At 73.1% G+C, this 16,478-nt stretch carries 13 protein-coding genes, 3 pseudogenes and 1 riboswitch; of the genes and pseudogenes, 12 read left to right on the top strand and 4 right to left on the bottom strand.

The genetic code is table 11. The features are described 5' to 3' along the window. Positions 1-123: 123 nt before the first annotated feature. The 11 genes and pseudogenes from ACF08F_RS10085 to ACF08F_RS10035 all read left to right on the top strand — a co-directional run bounded on the left by ACF08F_RS10085 (position 124) and on the right by ACF08F_RS10035 (position 11,209). On the top strand, positions 124-960 hold the full coding sequence (locus ACF08F_RS10085; protein ID WP_392298045.1) for a thioredoxin family protein: 837 nt from the start codon (positions 124-126) through the stop codon (positions 958-960). Further along, positions 960-1,559 (top strand): TlpA family protein disulfide reductase, encoded by a 600-nt coding sequence (locus ACF08F_RS10080; protein WP_392298044.1) that lies wholly within the window; start codon positions 960-962, stop codon positions 1,557-1,559. Before ACF08F_RS10085 ends, ACF08F_RS10080 begins: the two co-directional genes overlap by 1 nt. Beyond that, a complete protein-coding gene (locus ACF08F_RS10075; protein WP_392298043.1) occupies positions 1,556-2,338 on the top strand; it encodes a cytochrome c biogenesis CcdA family protein in 783 nt (260 codons plus the stop codon). The genes ACF08F_RS10080 and ACF08F_RS10075 overlap by 4 nt, the downstream gene beginning before the upstream one ends. A 114-nt stretch (positions 2,339-2,452) precedes the next feature. Further along, a complete protein-coding gene (locus tag ACF08F_RS10070) occupies positions 2,453-3,043 on the top strand; it encodes a hypothetical protein (RefSeq protein ID WP_392298042.1) in 591 nt (196 codons plus the stop codon). A gap of 247 nt (positions 3,044-3,290) precedes the next feature. Then, positions 3,291-4,712 carry an ATP-binding protein gene (locus ACF08F_RS10065; protein ID WP_392298041.1) on the top strand — a complete coding sequence of 474 codons (1,422 nt, stop codon included), beginning with the start codon at positions 3,291-3,293 and terminating at the stop codon, positions 4,710-4,712. A 203-nt stretch (positions 4,713-4,915) separates the two neighbouring features. Next, positions 4,916-6,283, top strand: coding sequence for a GH1 family beta-glucosidase (locus ACF08F_RS10060; protein ID WP_392298040.1), 1,368 nt, complete (start codon positions 4,916-4,918; stop codon positions 6,281-6,283). Beyond that, positions 6,280-7,518 (top strand): MFS transporter, encoded by a 1,239-nt coding sequence (locus ACF08F_RS10055; RefSeq protein WP_392298039.1) that lies wholly within the window; start codon positions 6,280-6,282, stop codon positions 7,516-7,518. Before ACF08F_RS10060 ends, ACF08F_RS10055 begins: the two co-directional genes overlap by 4 nt. Before the next feature lie 875 nt (positions 7,519-8,393). Then, positions 8,394-8,747 carry a molybdopterin-binding protein gene (locus ACF08F_RS10050; protein WP_392298038.1) on the top strand — a complete coding sequence of 118 codons (354 nt, stop codon included), beginning with the start codon at positions 8,394-8,396 and terminating at the stop codon, positions 8,745-8,747. A 166-nt stretch (positions 8,748-8,913) separates the two neighbouring features. Beyond that, positions 8,914-9,432: pseudogene (locus ACF08F_RS10045) on the top strand (molybdopterin molybdenumtransferase MoeA); the annotation flags it as partial. A gap of 128 nt (positions 9,433-9,560) precedes the next feature. Then, positions 9,561-10,016: pseudogene (locus tag ACF08F_RS10040) on the top strand (hypothetical protein); the annotation flags it as partial. Between the two features lie 139 nt (positions 10,017-10,155). Then, positions 10,156-10,297, top strand: a riboswitch (SAM riboswitch). Between the two features lie 189 nt (positions 10,298-10,486). Continuing rightward, positions 10,487-11,209: an IclR family transcriptional regulator gene (locus ACF08F_RS10035; protein ID WP_392298037.1), complete on the top strand. Its 723-nt coding sequence runs from the start codon at positions 10,487-10,489 to the stop codon at positions 11,207-11,209. A 28-nt stretch (positions 11,210-11,237) separates the two neighbouring features. On the opposite strand, the gene ACF08F_RS10030 is transcribed toward ACF08F_RS10035, so the two are convergent. From ACF08F_RS10030 to ACF08F_RS10015, 4 genes and pseudogenes are all read right to left on the bottom strand, one after another. Next, positions 11,238-12,869, bottom strand: a complete 1,632-nt coding sequence (locus tag ACF08F_RS10030; protein WP_392298036.1) for a HEAT repeat domain-containing protein — start codon at positions 12,867-12,869, stop codon at positions 11,238-11,240. Next, positions 12,788-13,018: pseudogene (locus ACF08F_RS10025) on the bottom strand (DUF3052 family protein); the annotation flags it as partial. The gene ACF08F_RS10030 and the pseudogene ACF08F_RS10025, both read right to left, overlap by 82 nt. Positions 13,019-13,064: 46 nt before the next feature. After that, positions 13,065-13,826, bottom strand: coding sequence for a hypothetical protein (locus ACF08F_RS10020; protein ID WP_392298035.1), 762 nt, complete (start codon positions 13,824-13,826; stop codon positions 13,065-13,067). Then, the gene (locus ACF08F_RS10015; protein ID WP_392298034.1) at positions 13,823-15,160 is read right to left on the bottom strand and encodes a nitrous oxide reductase family maturation protein NosD; all 1,338 of its coding nucleotides are present in this window, start codon (positions 15,158-15,160) and stop codon (positions 13,823-13,825) included. The genes ACF08F_RS10020 and ACF08F_RS10015 overlap by 4 nt, the downstream gene beginning before the upstream one ends. 79 nt (positions 15,161-15,239) lie before the next feature. Here ACF08F_RS10015 and ACF08F_RS10010 point away from each other — a divergent pair, with 79 nt between their 5' ends. Then, on the top strand, positions 15,240-16,394 hold the full coding sequence (locus tag ACF08F_RS10010) for a Dyp-type peroxidase (RefSeq protein WP_392298033.1): 1,155 nt from the start codon (positions 15,240-15,242) through the stop codon (positions 16,392-16,394). Positions 16,395-16,478: the final 84 nt, after the last annotated feature.

The raw sequence follows: 16,478 nt of genomic DNA, 5'->3' as shown, positions 1-16,478 counted from the left end.
CGGTCGGTCAGGACGATCGCTCCGGCCCCGGCGGACAGGACGCCGGGCCGCGTCCTGCGCCCGCTCCGGCATCGGCCGCCTCCAGGCCCCGGAGAACTCACCGACACAAGGGGTTGATCCGTCATGGCCGCACACCGCCGCAAACAACGCACCGCCGGCATCCAGGGCCTCGTCCGCTTCTCGGCCGTCACCCTCACGGTCGCCTCCGCCGCCGTCGCCACGGCCTGCGGAGTGGGCGGCTCGAAGGACGACGCGGCGCAGCACGTTTCCGTGGCGGCGGCCCCGGACGCGCCCGCCGCCGACCAGGAAACCGGCGCCCCGGCGCCCATGGAGGCGACGGCGGCGTCCGCCTCCCCCACCCCCGCGGCGACGTCGGTCCCGCCCACGACCCGGCCGAGCCCCGCCGCCTCCTCCCCCGTGGCCAAGCGCCCCGCGGCGACGACGAGCAAGGCCGCTCCTCGCCCCGCGGCGACGACGAGCAAGGCCGCCCCTCGCCCCGCCAGGACGACGGCCGCTCCCGCCCCGACCAAGCCCGCCGTGAAGAAGGGCGCTCCCGTCTCCGGCTCCTCGGGCTTCACCAGCGGCTACCCGACCGGTGCGGACGCCCGTGGGGCCGTCGAGGCCGCGGTCGCCGCCGCCGAGGCCGACGGCAAGAAGGTACTGATCGACTTCGGCGCCAACTGGTGCGGCAACTGCAAGGCCGCCGACCGGGTGTTCGCCACGAGCGCCGTGGGGGCGCTCCTGGACGCCTCGTACCACGTGGTCAAGGTCGACATCGGCAGCCAGGACTCCTCGGCCTTCGACCTCCTGCGCGACTACTGCACCGGCGAGGGCGCGTACAAGATGCCCGTCCTGGTCGTCCTCGACGGCAACGGCGAGGTGGTGACCGAGACGCACTCGACCGGAAACCCCGAGCTGACCGAGACGGGCCTCGGCGCGTTCCTGCGGAAGTGGGCCTGATGACGGCCAGCAGCCACAGACGCGGTGCTTCGGCGACGGTCGTCCTGTTCCTTCTCGCCCTCACAGCCACCGGCTGCGGCGGGGGCGCCGTGGCGGGAGCGGACGGCGGCACGCCGGGAGCGGGCACCGCCGAGACCGCGGCGGTCCTGCCGGTCGCCGAACGGCCCTCCGCCCCCGACACCTCCGGCCGGGACCTCACGGGCCGGGACCTGGCGCTGCGCTCGTACCGCGGGAAGGTCGTCGTCCTGAACGTGTGGGGCTCCTGGTGCGCCCCCTGCCGCGCCGAGGCCGCCGGCCTGGAGGCGCTGCGCGGTGCGGCGGCGCCGCGCGGCGTGGAGCTCCTGGGCGTCAACGTCCGCGACCGTTCCACCGGGCCGGCCCGGGAGTTCGAGAGGACCTACGGTCTGCGGTTCCCGAGCATCCACGATCCCGACGGAAAGCTGCTGCTGGCCTTCCCGCCCGCGCTTCTCAACCCGCAGGCCATCCCGTCCACGCTGGTCATCGACCGGCGGGGCCGGATCGCCGTCGCCGTCTCCGGTCCGGTCACCCGCGCGCGGCTGGAGCCCCTCGTGGACCGGGTCGCCGAGGAGGACGCGTGACCGGCCCCACGTGGGTGGCGCTGGCCGCCGGGCCGGCCACCGGCGCGGTGTCGGGCACCCTGCTCCTCGCGGTGCCGGTGGCCGTCGCCGCGGGCCTGGTGTCCTTCCTGTCCCCGTGCGTCCTGCCGCTCGTGCCGGGCTACCTGAGTTACGTCACCAGCCTGTCGGTGTCCGACCTCGCCGAGGCGGACGGCGGGCGGCGCGGGCGGATGGTCGCCGGAGCAGCACTGTTCGTCCTGGGCTTCAGCGGCGTCCTGGTCTCCGGGGGCGCCCTGTTCGGCTTCGTCGGACGCAACCTGCTCGCCTACCAGGACGGCATCACTCTGGTCCTGGGCCTGTTCACCATCGTCATGGGCCTCGCGTTCGCGGGCTGGCTGCCCGGCTTCACCCAGCGCGAGCTGCGCAGCAGCCGCCGGCCCTCCTTCGGCCTGGCCGGCGCTCCTCTGCTGGGCGTCGTCTTCGGCGTGGGCTGGACCCCCTGCATCGGGCCGACCCTGGCAGCCGTGCAGGCCCTGGCCTGGAACGAGGCCAGCGCCGGGCGCGGCGCCCTCCTCATGGTCTGCTACTGCGTGGGGCTTGGCGCGCCCTTCCTGCTCACCGCACTCGCCTTCCAGCGGGCCCTGCGCGCCTTCCGCTGGGTCAGGAACCATCACGGGACCGTCATGCGGGCCGGCGGCGCGCTTCTGGTCCTCGTCGGCGTCCTGCTGGTCACCGGCCTGTGGACCGACCTGGTGTACGCGCTGCAGGTACGGCTGCAAGGGACGACCGCGCCCCTGTGAGCGCCGGTGCCCGAGTACGAGGGCCACGCGCCGCCCGAAAGGGCTCGACTCTCCCCTGAACCTCCCCGAACTCCCTTGACTTCCCGGATCACGAGAAAGACTCGTAAAGCCGACATGAGACACCCCATCACCTCTCCCCGCCCGGCTCCCCGTCTCCGCCGCGCCGCGCGCACGCGCCGCGCCTGGGCCGCGGCCGCGCTGCTTGCCGCCGGCTCGCTGACCGGCTGCGGCCAGGAGTCCGAGCCGTCGCACGCCGCCGCCGTGACGGAATTCAACGAGAACGGCGTCACCGTCCGGCTGAGCGTGGCCGACTGGAAGTCCGACGCGGGCACCCTGGTCGCCACGTTCACGCCCGACGAAGCCGGATTCCACCTGTACAGCACCGCCCTCCCCGCCGAGGGCGTCGAAGGGGTGGGGCGGCCGACCGAGGTCCGTCCCGTCGGTTCGGTCGCCACCGCCGGTGCGATGACGGTGGACAAGCAGGTCAAGAGCATCACGGTGCCGGGCGTGCGCGCCGCTCTGCCGGTCTACCCCGACGGCCCTGTCACGGTGACGCTGCCGATCCGGGCGACCGCTCCGGGCGAGGCGAAAGTGCTGATCGGCTATGCGAGCTGCAGTTCGACCGAGGGGTGTACGATCCCGGTGGCCGACCGGGCGGTGGCCCTGCGTACCGACGAGCACGGCCTGTCGTTCGGCACCTCCTGACGGCCCGTCGTCCCGGATCGCGGGGCCGGTGACGGCAACGCCACTCCCGGAGGACGTCTCACGGAGGGCTTCGTACCGGGAGACGTCGTATCGGCTGACGTCGCACCGGAAGATCCTCCGGCGGCCCGTCGCCCGGACCTCGGGCCCGAATCCCCCGACCGTGCGCTGGGCACACGGCTACCCGTTGGAGCGCTGCACCCGTGAACCGAGGGCCCCGAAGACGCCACGACGAGCCCGGGGCCTCGCGGTGAGGCGCTCCCTGGCGGGGGTGGCACTGGCCGTCACCTCCATGGTGGCGCTGTCGTTCCTGATCCCTCTGGGGCTGCTCGTGATGTCGCTCGCCCGCGAGCAGAGCATCACGGCGGCCGAGCAGAGCGCGGCGGCGATGGCGCCGATCCTGGCCCTGACCACGGACGCGGGCGAGCTGCGCGAGGCGGGGGCGGGGCTGCGCGCGGCCGAGCACATGGTCATCCACCTGCCGGACCGCAGCACGGTCGGCGGCGCGGGGCACGCTCCGCCGGATCTGCTGGGCCGGGCCGGGAAGGAACGCGAGTCCATCTCCCGGGACGTGCCGGGCGGCTGGATCTACCTGCAGCCGGTGATCCTGCCCCAGGACCGGGTCGCGGTGGTGGAGAACTTCGTCCCCGACGACGACCTGACCCGCGGCGTCGTCCTGTCGTGGAGCGTCATGGCCGGTCTGGCGGTCGTCCTGCTCGGCGGCTCCGTCCTGGTCGCCGACCGCCTCGGCTCCGCCGTCGTCACGGCGGCGAAGCGGCTCGCCGAGGCGTCACGCCGGCTCGGCACGGGCAACCTCGACACCCGCGTCCAGCCGAAGGGTCCGCCGGAGCTGAAGGAGGCGGGCACGGCCTTCAACACCATGGCCGACCGCATGACGGACCTGCTCGCCGTCGAACGGGAACTGGTCGCGGACCTGTCCCACCGGCTCCGCACCCCCCTCACCGCCCTGCACCTGGCGGTCGAGCGGATCGCGCCGAGCGCGGACACCGGACGCATCCAGGCGGCCGTCGCCGAACTGGAGCGGGAGCTCAACGCGATCATCGCCGAGGCTCGTACGCCGCTCGCCGTCGGCCCGATGGGCCGGGCCCTGCGGGGCGAGGAATCGCCCGACGGGCCGCGGGAGGGCGGGGACCACTGCGAGGTCGCCGACGTCGTCCGTCGGCGCGCGGCCTTCTGGGCCGTACTCGCGGGTCAGCAGGACCGGCCCTGCACCCTGCAGATCACGGACGAGACGACCCCCGTCTGCCTCCCCGATGCGGACATCACGGCCGTCGTGGACGCGCTCGTGGGCAATGTCTTCCGGTACACCTCCCGGGGCACCGCCCTGGAGGTCTCGGTGTACCGCACGGCCCACACCGTGGAACTGACGGTTCACGACGCCGGCCCCGGCATCGCCGACCCGGACGGTGCCCTCGCCCGCGGCGGGAGTACGGGCTCCACCGGCCTCGGGCTCGACATCGCGCGTCGCGCGGCCCTCGCCGCCCGGGGCGCCGTCCGCATCACGCGCGGTCCCCTGGGCGGTGCCCGCGTGGCGGTCACGTTCCAGCTGTCGACGCGCACGGCGCCGGGGCGTCCGCGCTCGCGCCGCAGGGGCCGGAGGGCGTCCTCGGCCCGGACGGCGCCGGGTGCGGCGGGTGCGGCGGGCGACTGACAGCCGCGCCGGGCGGGTGCACCGGACGACGACACCTCGGCGGGAAAGGCGCGTCAGAGGCCCTTCAGAAAAAGTTGAGGATTGTTCACTTTCTCTTGACAGGGCCGGCCCCGGGACCCGAAGGTGCCGTGAGCAGCCCGCCCGGCAGCGCCTCCCCGCACCCGTGTCAGGGATTCGCGCCGCCTCGACCGAAGCGAGTCCGCATGACGGTGCCCATCCCCCCGTTCCCGCCCGGTTTCCTCTGGGGAGTCTCCGCCTCCGCCTTCCAGATCGAGGGCTCGCTCACGGCCGACGGCCGGGGCCCCTCCTCCTGGGACGCTTTCACCAAGGAGCAGGGACGCGTCAAGGACGGCTCGCACGCGGAAGTGGCCACCGACCACTACCGCCGCTACCGCGAGGACGTGGCGCTGATGGGCGAACTCGGCGTGGACGCCTACCGCTTCTCGATCTCCTGGTCCCGCGTGCTGCCCGACGGCCACGGTCCGGTCAACGGCGCGGGGCTGGACTTCTACGACCGGCTCGTCGACGAGCTGTGCGCCGCGGGGATCGCCCCGGCGCCCACCCTCTTCCATTGGGACACCCCGCTCGCCCTGGAGGAGCGGGGCGGCTGGCTGGAGCGTGACACCGCCGAGCGGTTCGCCGCGTACGCCTCCGTGGTCGCGGAGCGCCTCGCCGACCGCGTGCCCCTGTGGATCACCATCAACGAGCCTGCCGAGGTCACTCTCCTCGGATACGGTCTGGGCGAACACGCCCCCGGCAAGCAGCTCGTCTTCGACGCGCTGCCCGCCGCCCACCACCAGCTCCTGGCCCACGGGCTCGGCGTCCAGGCCCTGCGCGCGGCGGGTGCCCGCCAGATCGGCATAGCCGCCTCGCACAGCCCCGTCTGGACCGCCGGCGACAGCGAAGAGGACCGCGCCGCGGCCGAGTTGTACGACACGCTCACCAACCGCCTCTTCGCCGACCCGATCCTGACCGGCGCCTACCCGGACGGCCTGGACTCCCTCCTGCCCGGCCCGGTGGCGGAGGACCTCAAGACGATCTCGGCGCCCCTGGACTGGTACGGCGTCAACTACTACAACCCGATGCTCGTCGGAGCCCCGACTCCGTCCGGCGCCTCCGCCTTCGGCGGCATCGAGATACCCTCCGGACTCCCCTTCGCCATCCGGGAGATCGAGGGGTACGAACGCACCGACTTCGACTGGCCGGTGGTCCCGGACGGGCTGCGCGAACTGCTCGCCGTCCTGCGTGAGCGCTACGGCGACCGGCTTCCGCCCCTGTACATCACCGAGAACGGCTGCTCGTACGGCGACGGGCCGGACCCCGGCACGGGCAGGGTCGAGGACACGCGCCGGATCTCCTATCACGAGGGCCACGTACGCGCCCTGCGCCAGGCGATGGCCGAGGGCGCCGACGTACGCGGCTACTTCATCTGGTCGATCCTCGACAACTTCGAATGGGCGGAGGGCTACCGGCAGCGGTTCGGGCTCGTCCACGTCGACTACGAGACCCTCGCCCGGACGCCCAAGGAGTCGTACGCCTGGTACCGCGACCTGATCAAGAGCGGCAGATGACCGCCGAGCCGAAGGCCACGGACGCGGTCGCCGCGCCGGGCGGCCGGTGGGTGAGCGCGCTGTCCCTCGCCAACCTCGGGGTCTGGGTCGGCTGGTTCGGCCCGCTGCAACTGCTCCTGGCGCGCCAGGCCGAGCAACTCACCCCCGATCACAAGGCAGCCACCTTGGCCCTGGTGACGGGAGTGGGGGCGGCCGTGTCGATGGTCGCGAACCCCGTCTTCGGGGCGCTGTCGGATCGTACGACGGCGCGCGCGGGGCGCCGGATCCCCTGGGTGGTCGCCGGGGTGGCGGGCGGGGCCGCCGGCCTGGTGGCCCTTTCCCTGGCGGCGAGCGTCACGGCCGTGATCGTCGGCTGGTGCCTGGTCCAGCTGGCCCTCAACGCGGCGTTCGCCGCACTCACCGCGGCCGTCCCCGACCAGGTCCCGCCCCGGCAGCGCGGCCTGGTCGGCGGCTGGCTCGGCGTCTCCCAGGTCATCGGCATCCTGGTCGGCACGGCACTGGCCACGGTCGCGGGCGGCATCACCGCCGGCTACCTGGCCTGCGCGGGCTTCACCGTGCTCGCGGCCGTCCCGTACGTGCTGATGCGGCGCGACTCGACGCTCGCCCCCGCCGACCGGCCGGCCTTCCGGTGGCGGACCTTCCTCAGCGGCTTCTGGATCGACCCGCGGCGCCACCCCGACTTCGGCTGGGCCTGGCTGACGCGGTTCCTGATGAACCTGTCGTACTCCATCAGCACCATGTACCTCCTCTACTACCTGACCGACGCCGTGCACTACGAGGGCGACGCGGACAACGGCGTCCTCATCCTCACGGCGCTCAACGCACTCACCCTGCTCTCCACCGTGGTGATCAGCGGCATCCGCTCGGACCGCAGCGGCCGGCGGAAGTCCTACGTCATCCGGTCGGGGCTGGTCATCGCCGCGGCCACCCTGCTGCTCGCCGTCTGGCAGTCCTGGACCGGCGCGATCGTCGCCTCGCTCGTCCTCGGCCTCGGCTTCGGCGTGTACACGGCCGTGGACTTCGCCCTCCTCACGGACGTGCTGCCGACCCCGGAGGACCGGGGCAGGGACCTGGGCCTGATCAACATCGCCAATGCGCTCCCCCAGGTCCTGGCCCCCGCGATCGCGGCCCCGGTCGTCACCCACCTCGGCGGATACACCGCCCTCTACACCCTCGCGGGCGGCCTGGCCCTGGCGGGCTCCGTCCTGGTCCGCCGCATCCGCTCGGTGCCCTGAGCGACCGGACGGCAGTCGGTGCCGCGGTCGGAATGCAGGGCACCGGGCGCTGGCGCGGGCCAGGAAGTGTCCGGTGGCGTCCTCGTACTCGTCCAGCCGCCCGGCCCGTCCACGGCCGGGTCACGCTGACCGCGTCGGCGGACGGCGACTCCCTCCTCACCGGCAGTGGACCGCTTCCCGAGTTCTGTCCCGCACTACAAAGGGCCCCTGCGCACAGAACACCGCGAACAGCGCGCAGGGCCCTTCCGGTCGACCGGCCGAGGGCGCGAGAGCCACTCCGCCACCTCGGCGCCGACGCGAGCCAGTCAAGCAGTCCCCGACCTCCGGACGCGATGGGATCCAGGCACAGAAAACGACCCTCACGCGAGGCGCCATTACGGTGGATCATCCAAGAGGAGGACGGGCCTTCCAGGGGCACATCTGCGAGGTTACTTCTGGATGAAGTCTTGCCGATGCGGTCACCGGACGAGAGCGGCACGAGTTCCCCGATGAACGACTGAGCCGTTCCACGCCGATCCTCTTCCACGACCCTTACCAAGCAGGCGTCCTGACACTCCCTCGGCGGCACGCGCACCTGGCGGCGGCCTCCGACCCGGGTTCCCACCCTGACAGCGGAAGGAATTGCCTAATAGCAAAAGACAGTTGAGGCCGATGAAGTGGCGGCATGTGGAGCAGTTACCTCATTCGGACCCAGCCATCATCAGACCCAAGGGCTTGTCCCGAGGACGTATCCGCCGGTCAGGTGAGTGCTGACCCACAGAGTCGTTTTCTTCGCCCGCCTTTTGAACGAGCAATTCCCATGCGTCCGTTCGGCTGGCGGATGCGACGCGGGTCGCCACGCATGCTTCCCTTTCCGGCTTTGTGAGGCGTGTTCCATGACCCTGTCCATTCGTCACCAGCTCCCCGGCACCGTCCCCGCCGCCATCACCGCCGACGCCGTCAAGGAGCTGGGCCTCGCCGAGGGGTCCGCGGTCAAGGCTCTCGTGAAGTCCACCGAGGTCGCCCTGGCGACCGGTCCGGTCGAGGGACTGTCCATCCGCAATCAGCTTCCGGGCTCCGTCACCGAGGTCGCGACCGGCGGTGCCATGGGGTCCGTGAAGGTCTCCGTCGAGGGCGGCGAGCTGACCGCCGCGATCACCAGGGACGCAGTCGAGGACCTCGGCCTGGCCGCCGGCTCCTCCGTCGTCGCGCTGATCAAGTCCACGGAGATCTCCCTCTCCGCCGCCTGATCGACGCACTCGCGGTGAGGGCAGTGCTCCCGGACGGGGGTGCGGCCCTCGCCGGGGTGAGGCAGTCGCGGCTCACGGTCGGTGCGCACCGGTGGTGAGCCGGTCGGCGCGGCGGGGACACGAGTTCGGCCGCAACCCGACACACCGGTGGCAGAGTGTGGAGACCATGCCTCCCCCGCCCGCCTCCGCAGCTACCGAACCGTCCTCCGCGGACGCACCGACGCCTCAGCGAGCGGTTCCTTGGCACGAGGCCCGCGTGCGCGCCCACCACGCCGCGCACCCCGTCCCCCCTCGCCGTACACCTCTGCGTGACGCCACCGGACGGACGCTCGCCGACGACGTCCTGGCGCTCGGCCCGCATCCTGCCTTCGATACCTCCGCCATGGACGGGTACGCCGTGTCAGGCGCTCCGCCCTGGACCGTTTGTGGAACGGCGCGGGCGGGCACGGCGTGGCAGGGGGTCCTCGGCCCCGGTGAGTGCGTCCGTATCGCCACGGGCTCTGTCGTCCCGGTCGGCGCGGACGCGGTCGTCCCGCTCGAAGTCGTGACGGGCACCGACGGTCACGTGTTCGGCGCCGCGCCGCCGGGAGCCCGTCACATCCGCCGTACCGGCGAGGACGCGGCAGCCGGCGACCGTCTGGCTCCGGCCGGGACACGCATCGGGCCGGCGCTCGTGGGCCTGGCCGCCGCCGCGGGTCATGACTCGTTGCTGGTACGCCCCCGGCCCCGCGTCGCCGCACTGGTCACCGGCGCCGAACTCCAGCACTCGGGTGCCCCGGAGCCCGGACGGGTCAGGGACGCGCTGGGGCCCTCCTTCCCGGCCTCGTCGCCGAACTCGGCTGCGAGGCGGTCGCGTTGCGCCACGTGCCCGACCATCCCCACGGCGGACTGGCCCATGCGGTCCACGTGCACAGCGAGGCCGCCGACGTCGTCGTGGTCACCGGCTCCACCTCGGTCGGCACTCGCATGAGTCACCAGGTCACACCCGCGGCGCTGCCCCGGAACTGGTGGGACATCCACTGCCTGTTCCGCATCCGCCCCCTCACCCCCTCCCAGGCCGACTCGCCCCATCGGCACGCCTCAACACCCGCAAGGAGCAGGCAAGTTGAGGAGTTCGACACCCACTGTCCCGCTCCTGATCCTTCTCCTCGTCATCACGCGCAAGCGCCGGCCTGCCTGGCTGAGGCGTCGCGCCGAGGAACGCACGGCGCCGCGCGCTCTGCGACGGGAACTGCGGGCGGGGAACGCGCCTGCCGAAGCCCCTCGTGAAGCGCGGACAGACGGCACCGAACACCGGTAGCCGGAGCAGCGGACCCCCCTGACGTTGCCGCGACTCAACCCGGCCCGCCGCATCCCGGAGCGGGAAGGTGTTGGCGGGCAGCCCCGGGAGTCTTGTATGGTTCCTCGCGAATCATCCAGAGGGGTGGAGGGACCGGCCCTACGAAGCCCCGGCAACTCCCCGGTCGACTCGGCGCTCATCGTTCGCGCCGCGCCGTCGGGGTCAGTGCCAACTCCGGCCCGCGCCAACGTGGCGTGGGAAAAGATGAGGAGACACGGTGCTCTCTGCGCTGCCCTTCGCCCCGGCTCTGTCCGTCCCGGGCCTTCCGCACACCCATCTCGTGATCGCCGCGGCATGCCGGCCGGCCGTTTCGGCCCTTCCCCGCTGACCGTCCCGCCCTCACTCTGAGCGAGATCGCCGCGAGTCATCGCTCGCGGACCGAGACTGGAGCACCCCTTTCATGGACATTCCGGATATTTCTAGTGGTGTTGGCGTCCTCGACAAGGCCGCAGTCATCCTCGGCGCGCTGGCGTCGGGCCCGGCCACACTCGCGGAACTGGTCGCCGCCACCGGCCTGGCACAGCCCACGGCGCACCGGCTTGCCCTCGCACTCGAGCGTCACCGCCTGGTCGGCAGGGACCTGCAGGGCCGCTTCGTCCTCGGCCCCCGGCTCGGCGAGCTCTCGGCCGCCGCGGGCGAGGACAGCCTGCTGGCCGCGGCCGGCCCGGTCCTCACCTCCCTGCGGGACTCCACCGGTGAGAGCGCACAGCTCTTCCGGCGCCAGGGCGAGACACGTATCTGTGTCGCCGCCGCCGAGCGGACCGCCGGCCTGCGTGACACCGTGCCCGTCGGAACCGCACTGCCCATGAAGGCCGGCTCCGCCGCCCAGGTCCTGCTGGCCTGGGAGGAACCCGAGCGCTTCTACCAGGCGCTGCAAGGCGCACGTTTCACGGCCACCGCCCTCAGCGGCGTACGGCGCCGCGGATGGGCCCAGTCGATCGGCGAACGCGAACCCGGGATGGCGTCGGTCTCGGCCCCGGTCCGCGGCCCGTCCCACCGGGTCGTCGCCGCCATCACCGTCACGGGCCCCGTCCAACGGCTCACCCGACACCCCGGCAGCCGACTCGCGCAGGCCGCCGTCAACGCGGCCGACCGCCTCACCCGAGCGCTCTCCCACCCCTGACCACGGCACCGCGTCCGCGGCGCTGCGGTCAGTCCTGGCGACCGTACGCCGCTGCCAACTCCGCCAGTCCCTCCAGGCCGCCGTCGGTGGCCCCGCCCTCACCCTCGCGGGCGAGCAGGAGGACCCGGGCGGGCACGCCCGCGGTCGCGTACGCGGCGAGCCGGTGGTGACCGTCCAGTACGGCACCCACCAGCCATCGCTCCTCGTGCCGGGCCTCGACGTACCGGTCGTCGATCCAGCCGAGGACCACGGCGGCGGGCCGCTCCCCCGCTGCTATGGCGGCCGCGTGCCGGGCGACGGTCGCCTTGTCGAGCGCTTCCGGCGGCTGCGAGGGCAGGACGGCGCCGTAGGTGGACGGGACCCGGCCGCCCGGGACCGGCGCGGTGAGCTGGAAGTGCGAGACGCCGGGCCAGTAGTCCTCCGGCCGGTCGTCGTACGCGGAGTCGTCGTCCTCCTCCACCCGGGCCGCCGTGCGGCGGTACCACCAGGACCGGGCGGGCTCGGACACTTGCTCCAGCGGGAGGTCGAGCAGGAGAGCACGGTAGTGACCGGTCTCCAGTTCGCCGAGCACAGGGCTCCACTCGGTGAGCAGTCCGGCGTCGAGCCGGTCCAGAGCGGCCAGCCGCCCGCGCATGCGTGCCGCGATCCTCCTCGCCTCCTCTTCAGGCCAGTCCAGCAGCGTCAGTCCCAGCTCGCACGTGTCGCAGAACGAGCCGAGCCGGTACAGCGGCTTCCCGTCGAAGGTCAGGGACCGGTTCCAGCGCGGCCAGGTGGAACCGGGCAACGGCGGATCGAAGGCGATCCGAATCCGGCCCGCGCCGCCGTCCACGGAGAACCGGGCCCGTGTGTCGGACTCGACGACAAGATCCCGTACCCGCACGGGCTCACGATCGGTGCGACCGTCGGCCCAGCAGGCGCGCACGGCCGCCGCGTACGCCGCCCCGCTCGCCCCCTCGGGCAGCAGCGGGTCGCGTCCGGTGAGGCGTACGAGCGCGTCATGGACGTCGTACACCCGCTCCTCGCCGCTCTCGGCCAGCCATCGAAGCAGATGCGGTACGGCGGCGGGATCGCCCATCAGCTCCAGGGCGACGGCGAACGCGGTGTGGTCGAGCCCGGTCACCTCGGACAGCCTGCCGGCGATCGGGCCCGTCCACTCGCGGGCGCCGAGTCGCCCCAGCGCGAGAGCGGCGCGGCCTCGTACGGCGGGGTGTCCGAGGAGGGCGCCGAGGTACGGGGCGAAGGACGGGTCGCCTGAGAGTCCCATGGCGTCGACGAGTTCGGGAGCGGGCGGGCCGCCGACGCTTCCCTCGCTCCCTCCGGATGCCGGGGGCTGCCCCCCGTACATGCGCAGCAGCTCCGGGGGCAGCCGTAGTCCGCGCGCCACGGCAGCTCTCAGAAGGTCCTGACGGTCACCGGCGCCGACCAACGGCTCGGCGAGCAACCGCAGCAGCACCTCGTCACCGGCCTTGCCGAGCCCCCGCAGAAGCCCGGCAAGGTAAGGACGGAAGGCGGCCCGGTCTTCGTCCGACCGGTACAGCTCCTCGACGGCCTCGGCCAGACCGCCGGGCCGGTCGGTGCTCAGCTCGTACAGCGCGGTCCACGGATCGCCTGCGCACAGAGCGGCCCGCAGACGCACCGGGACAGTGTCACGTTCCCCCATGCGGGAAGTATCAGCCACGAACGAGCGGCAGCGGGAGGGGCGAGTACCCAGACCACCCCGCTCTCTGACGGCGGGCCGACCGCGTCGGTGAGCGCGTCCACCAGGTCGCCGTCGCTCTCCCGACACCACAGCAGGACCACGTCGACGACGTCGTCGGCGGTCCGCTTCCCGGCGTCCGCTCGCCACCGGGCCGGGTCAGCGGCTCGACGGCGCGGGCGTGGCTGCGGCGGGTGGCGGTGAAGGCAGGGGGTCCGCTGCGGTCCGGGAGAGGTCGGCGGTCATCCAGGCGCTCTCCCCGCCGGCGCGTGCCTGGAAGCGGAGCAGGCGGCCGTCGCGGTCGATCCAGTACCGGGTGTTGCCGAGTGCGGGCCGGTCGGATGCAGCCTGGGATGCCGCGGTGGGGGCGGCGGGGCCCGCGACGACGATGACCGGTGTCCCGGCGATCCTGTCCTGCCTGACCAGGCGGGCGCTGCTGCGGGCAAGGAGCTGGGCGTTGTCCGGGCGGTCGGTGCCCAGGTTCAGCAGCAGGATCAGGGCGGTGTCGAGGGGTGAGCGGTGGGGGGTGAGCCGATGTGTCTCCCAGCCGGTGGCCGGGGGCCGTTTCGGGAGTCCGCCGGTCCAGTGGGGGCGGGTGGTGACGTGTGTGATCGTCCACTGGACGAGTTCGCGGACGGGCGGCTCGGCGTCGTTGCGGATTTCGGCGTAGCCGAGGTGGCGACGCCAGTCGACGCGGCCGGTGAGGGTGATGGTGCGGCCCTGCGAGGGGATGGTCGTGGTGACGTTGCCGGTGCCGCGCCGGTACGTGGTGAAGCGGGCGAGCGCCACGCGGTCGGCCTCGTCGGCGGTGAGTGGCCGGGGGCCGTTGTTCTTCGTTTCGGACGCTGCGGGCCCGGAGCATGCGGTGAGGGCGAGCCAGCAGGTGAGTACGGCCGCTGTCGCCCGGCGGATCCGGCTCATCGGCTGTCCCTGCTGTATCGGGCGAACAGGGTCGCGTCGGGGAGGCGGACGGTCATCGGGTCGATGGGCTCCGGCCCGGCGGTGGCGGGCGTGGCTCCGGCCGTTGTGGCCTGGGGGAGTTGGGGTTGGTCCGGGGGAAGGGGGATGTCGAGGAAGGGCAGGCCGAGGGGCGCGGCCGGGGTGTCCAGTGCGGTCCGTGGGCCTGTTGTGGGGGCGCTGTCGCCGGGGCAGGCCATCGTGTCCGCGAGGTCGGCGGGGAGGGTGCGGGCGAGCGGCCCGTCGAGGCAGTTGCCGCTGCCGGGGGCGTGCGGCGAGGCGAGGTAGGCGGCGTCGAGGGCGTTGGTGGCGAAGTGGTTGCCGCTCACCCGGTTTCCGACGGGGGGCATGTCCTCGGAGGAGGAGAGGATCAGGGCGGCGCGGGGGTGGCCGGTGACGCGGTTGCGCAGAACGGCGTTGTCCCGGCCTCCGGAGATGCCGATCCCGATGCCGAAGCCGCCGTCGGCTTGTTCGGGCGTGTCGTGTGCGGTGTTGTCGGCGACGAGGTTGCCGGCGATGGTGGCCCCGGTCTGGGGCGTGAGGGCTTCGAGGTAGTCGGAGCCCACGGTCATCCCGACCCGGTTCCCGGCGAAGCGGTTGCCGACGATCCACAGAGGGCCGCTGGCGTTGGTGTTCTCGTATCCGACGGCGTTGCGCTCGGCGAGGTTGTCCCGTACGAGGATCTCGCAGGGCTTGCACTGCCCGACGTAGATGCCGGAGTCGGCGCTGCCGGAGGCGTAGTTGTGCTCGATGGTCCCGCGGCGGGCGTTGAAGGCGTAGATGCCGTAGAGGCCGTTGTTCGCGGCGGTGACGTAGCGGACCCGGAAGCCGTCGAGGGGCGGATCGGTCGTGGGGTCGAGGCGGTGGTAGCCGTCGCTGCCGCGGCCCACGCCCTCGTCGCCGCTCTTCAGGCCGGTGACGAGGACGCCGTTCTGGAGGTGGCTGCGGACGGTGAGGTTCTCGACGGAGACGCCGGGGGCGGTGACCACGATGCCGTTGCCGCGCCGGCCTTCGCCGTCGATGACCACGCGGTTGCGGTCGGTGCCGCGCAGGGTGACGCGGTCGGTGCGGACGCGGACGGTCTCGCGGTACCGGCCGGGTGAGATCAGCACCAGATCGTGCGGGCGGGCCCGTTCCAGTGCGGCGGTGATGGTCGGTGCCTCGGCGGGCACGCGGATCGTGACCGGGCCGCGCGGAGCGTCGTCGGCGGGGCCGACGGGCCCCGAGGTGCATGCGGTCGCCGTCGCGCACATGAACAGCGCGGCGAGTAGGCGGAGTCGGGAGGGGGGAGCGGACACGTGACGTCCTCGTCCGGGCAGGCAGGGGTGGGCGACCGCTGGGATCCGACGGCCGATCATTCGTGCGTAGAGTACCCACATGACCACGCAGAGTGATAACCGTTCTGTGGTTCGCCGCTCCCTCCTGGGAGCCTTGCCCGCCCTGGCGGCGCTGAGCGCCTGCCGGTCCGCCCCGCCCACACCCGCCTCCCCCGGGTCGCGCGCCACCGCCCAAGAACCTGACGGCGGTACGAGCGGCGCGGAGGGACAGCGTCAGGCAGGGGTCGACAGGCCGGCGCAGCCACAGACCCACACCCTGGCATCCGTGTACGACGTCCCTCCGGACACCGGTCCCGCGCCGGTTCTCGCGCGGCTGGGGAGAGTGGTCCTGGAGCTGACCGCGAAGGCGCGGACCGCTTTCGGGACGGAGGCCGGGGACCTGACCGTGACCGTGGGAGTCGGGCCACGCCTGGTCGCCCTGGCCCGTCGCAGCGTCCCGGGAGGGCTGGAGCTGCCGGCCTTCGCGCGCGAGGAGCGAACGGCCCTTGCATGGGGTGGCGACCTGCTGGTGCAGGCGTGTGCGAGTGATCCCGTCGTGGCCGTCCTCGCCGACACCCGCCTGGCCACGGCCTTGGAGACCGAGGGGGCGTCCCGCCGCTGGTCGCAGGCGGGCTTCCGGCCGCCGGGCGGCGGAGCGGTCCGCAATCTGCTGGGATTCCCGGACGGCATCGAGAACCCCCGCACGCCCGCCGAGGTCGAGCAGGAAGTGTGGCTTCCCGGGCCACTGGCGGGCTGCACGGTCGCCGTCGTACGGCGGCTGCGCATCGACGTGTCCGGGTTCCTCGCTCAGCCCGATGCCCGACAGGAGGAGGCGATCGGGCGGCGCAAGGCGGACGGGGCGCCACTGAGCGGCGGCGGCCCGCTCGACCGCCTCGACCTGTCGGCGAAGTCCGCGCGCGGCCGGTACCTGGTGCCCGTGATGGCGCACGCCCGGCGGGCCAATCCGAACGCCACCGGCAGCGGGAGGATGCTGCGCCGGGGCTACAGCTACCACAACGGACCTGACGATCAGGGGCTGTTGTTCGTGAGCTTCCAGCGGCGGCTGCGGACCTTCACCGCCACCCAGCGGCGACTGGACGACGGCGACGACCTGATGCGGTTCGTCACCGCCACGGCGTCCGGGGCCTTCCTCGTCCTGCCCGGCTTCGACGCCAAACGGCCCCTTGGCGCAGGCTTCTTGGCAGGTCAGGGCTGAATCCGTTCTGCACGTCCCATCCGCCCGTGGGGCGCATCACTCAATAGTGCGAACCCCTCCCCCAGGCCTTCCGGGAACGATCAG

The sequence above is a fragment of the Streptomyces sp. NPDC015130 genome (genome assembly GCF_043080005.1).
GTDB lineage: Bacteria > Actinomycetota > Actinomycetes > Streptomycetales > Streptomycetaceae > Streptomyces.
Note: the sequence above shows the minus strand (reverse complement) of the source record. Positions and strands in the feature narration are given on the sequence as shown.

What these genes read in the sequence shown, in the direction of transcription:
- ACF08F_RS10060 (WP_392298040.1), top strand. Translation starts at nt 4,916, where the DNA reads ATGACGGTGCCCATCCCCCCGTTCCCGCCCGGTTTCCTCTGGGGAGTC.
- ACF08F_RS10035 (WP_392298037.1), top strand. Translation starts at nt 10,487, where the DNA reads ATGGACATTCCGGATATTTCTAGTGGTGTTGGCGTCCTCGACAAGGCC.
- ACF08F_RS10085 (WP_392298045.1), top strand. Translation starts at nt 124, where the DNA reads ATGGCCGCACACCGCCGCAAACAACGCACCGCCGGCATCCAGGGCCTC.
- ACF08F_RS10080 (WP_392298044.1), top strand. Translation starts at nt 960, where the DNA reads ATGACGGCCAGCAGCCACAGACGCGGTGCTTCGGCGACGGTCGTCCTG.
- ACF08F_RS10020 (WP_392298035.1), bottom strand. Translation starts at nt 13,826, where the DNA reads ATGAGCCGGATCCGCCGGGCGACAGCGGCCGTACTCACCTGCTGGCTC.
- ACF08F_RS10030 (WP_392298036.1), bottom strand. Translation starts at nt 12,869, where the DNA reads ATGGGGGAACGTGACACTGTCCCGGTGCGTCTGCGGGCCGCTCTGTGC.
- ACF08F_RS10070 (WP_392298042.1), top strand. Translation starts at nt 2,453, where the DNA reads ATGAGACACCCCATCACCTCTCCCCGCCCGGCTCCCCGTCTCCGCCGC.
- ACF08F_RS10050 (WP_392298038.1), top strand. Translation starts at nt 8,394, where the DNA reads ATGACCCTGTCCATTCGTCACCAGCTCCCCGGCACCGTCCCCGCCGCC.
- ACF08F_RS10010 (WP_392298033.1), top strand. Translation starts at nt 15,240, where the DNA reads ATGACCACGCAGAGTGATAACCGTTCTGTGGTTCGCCGCTCCCTCCTG.
- ACF08F_RS10055 (WP_392298039.1), top strand. Translation starts at nt 6,280, where the DNA reads ATGACCGCCGAGCCGAAGGCCACGGACGCGGTCGCCGCGCCGGGCGGC.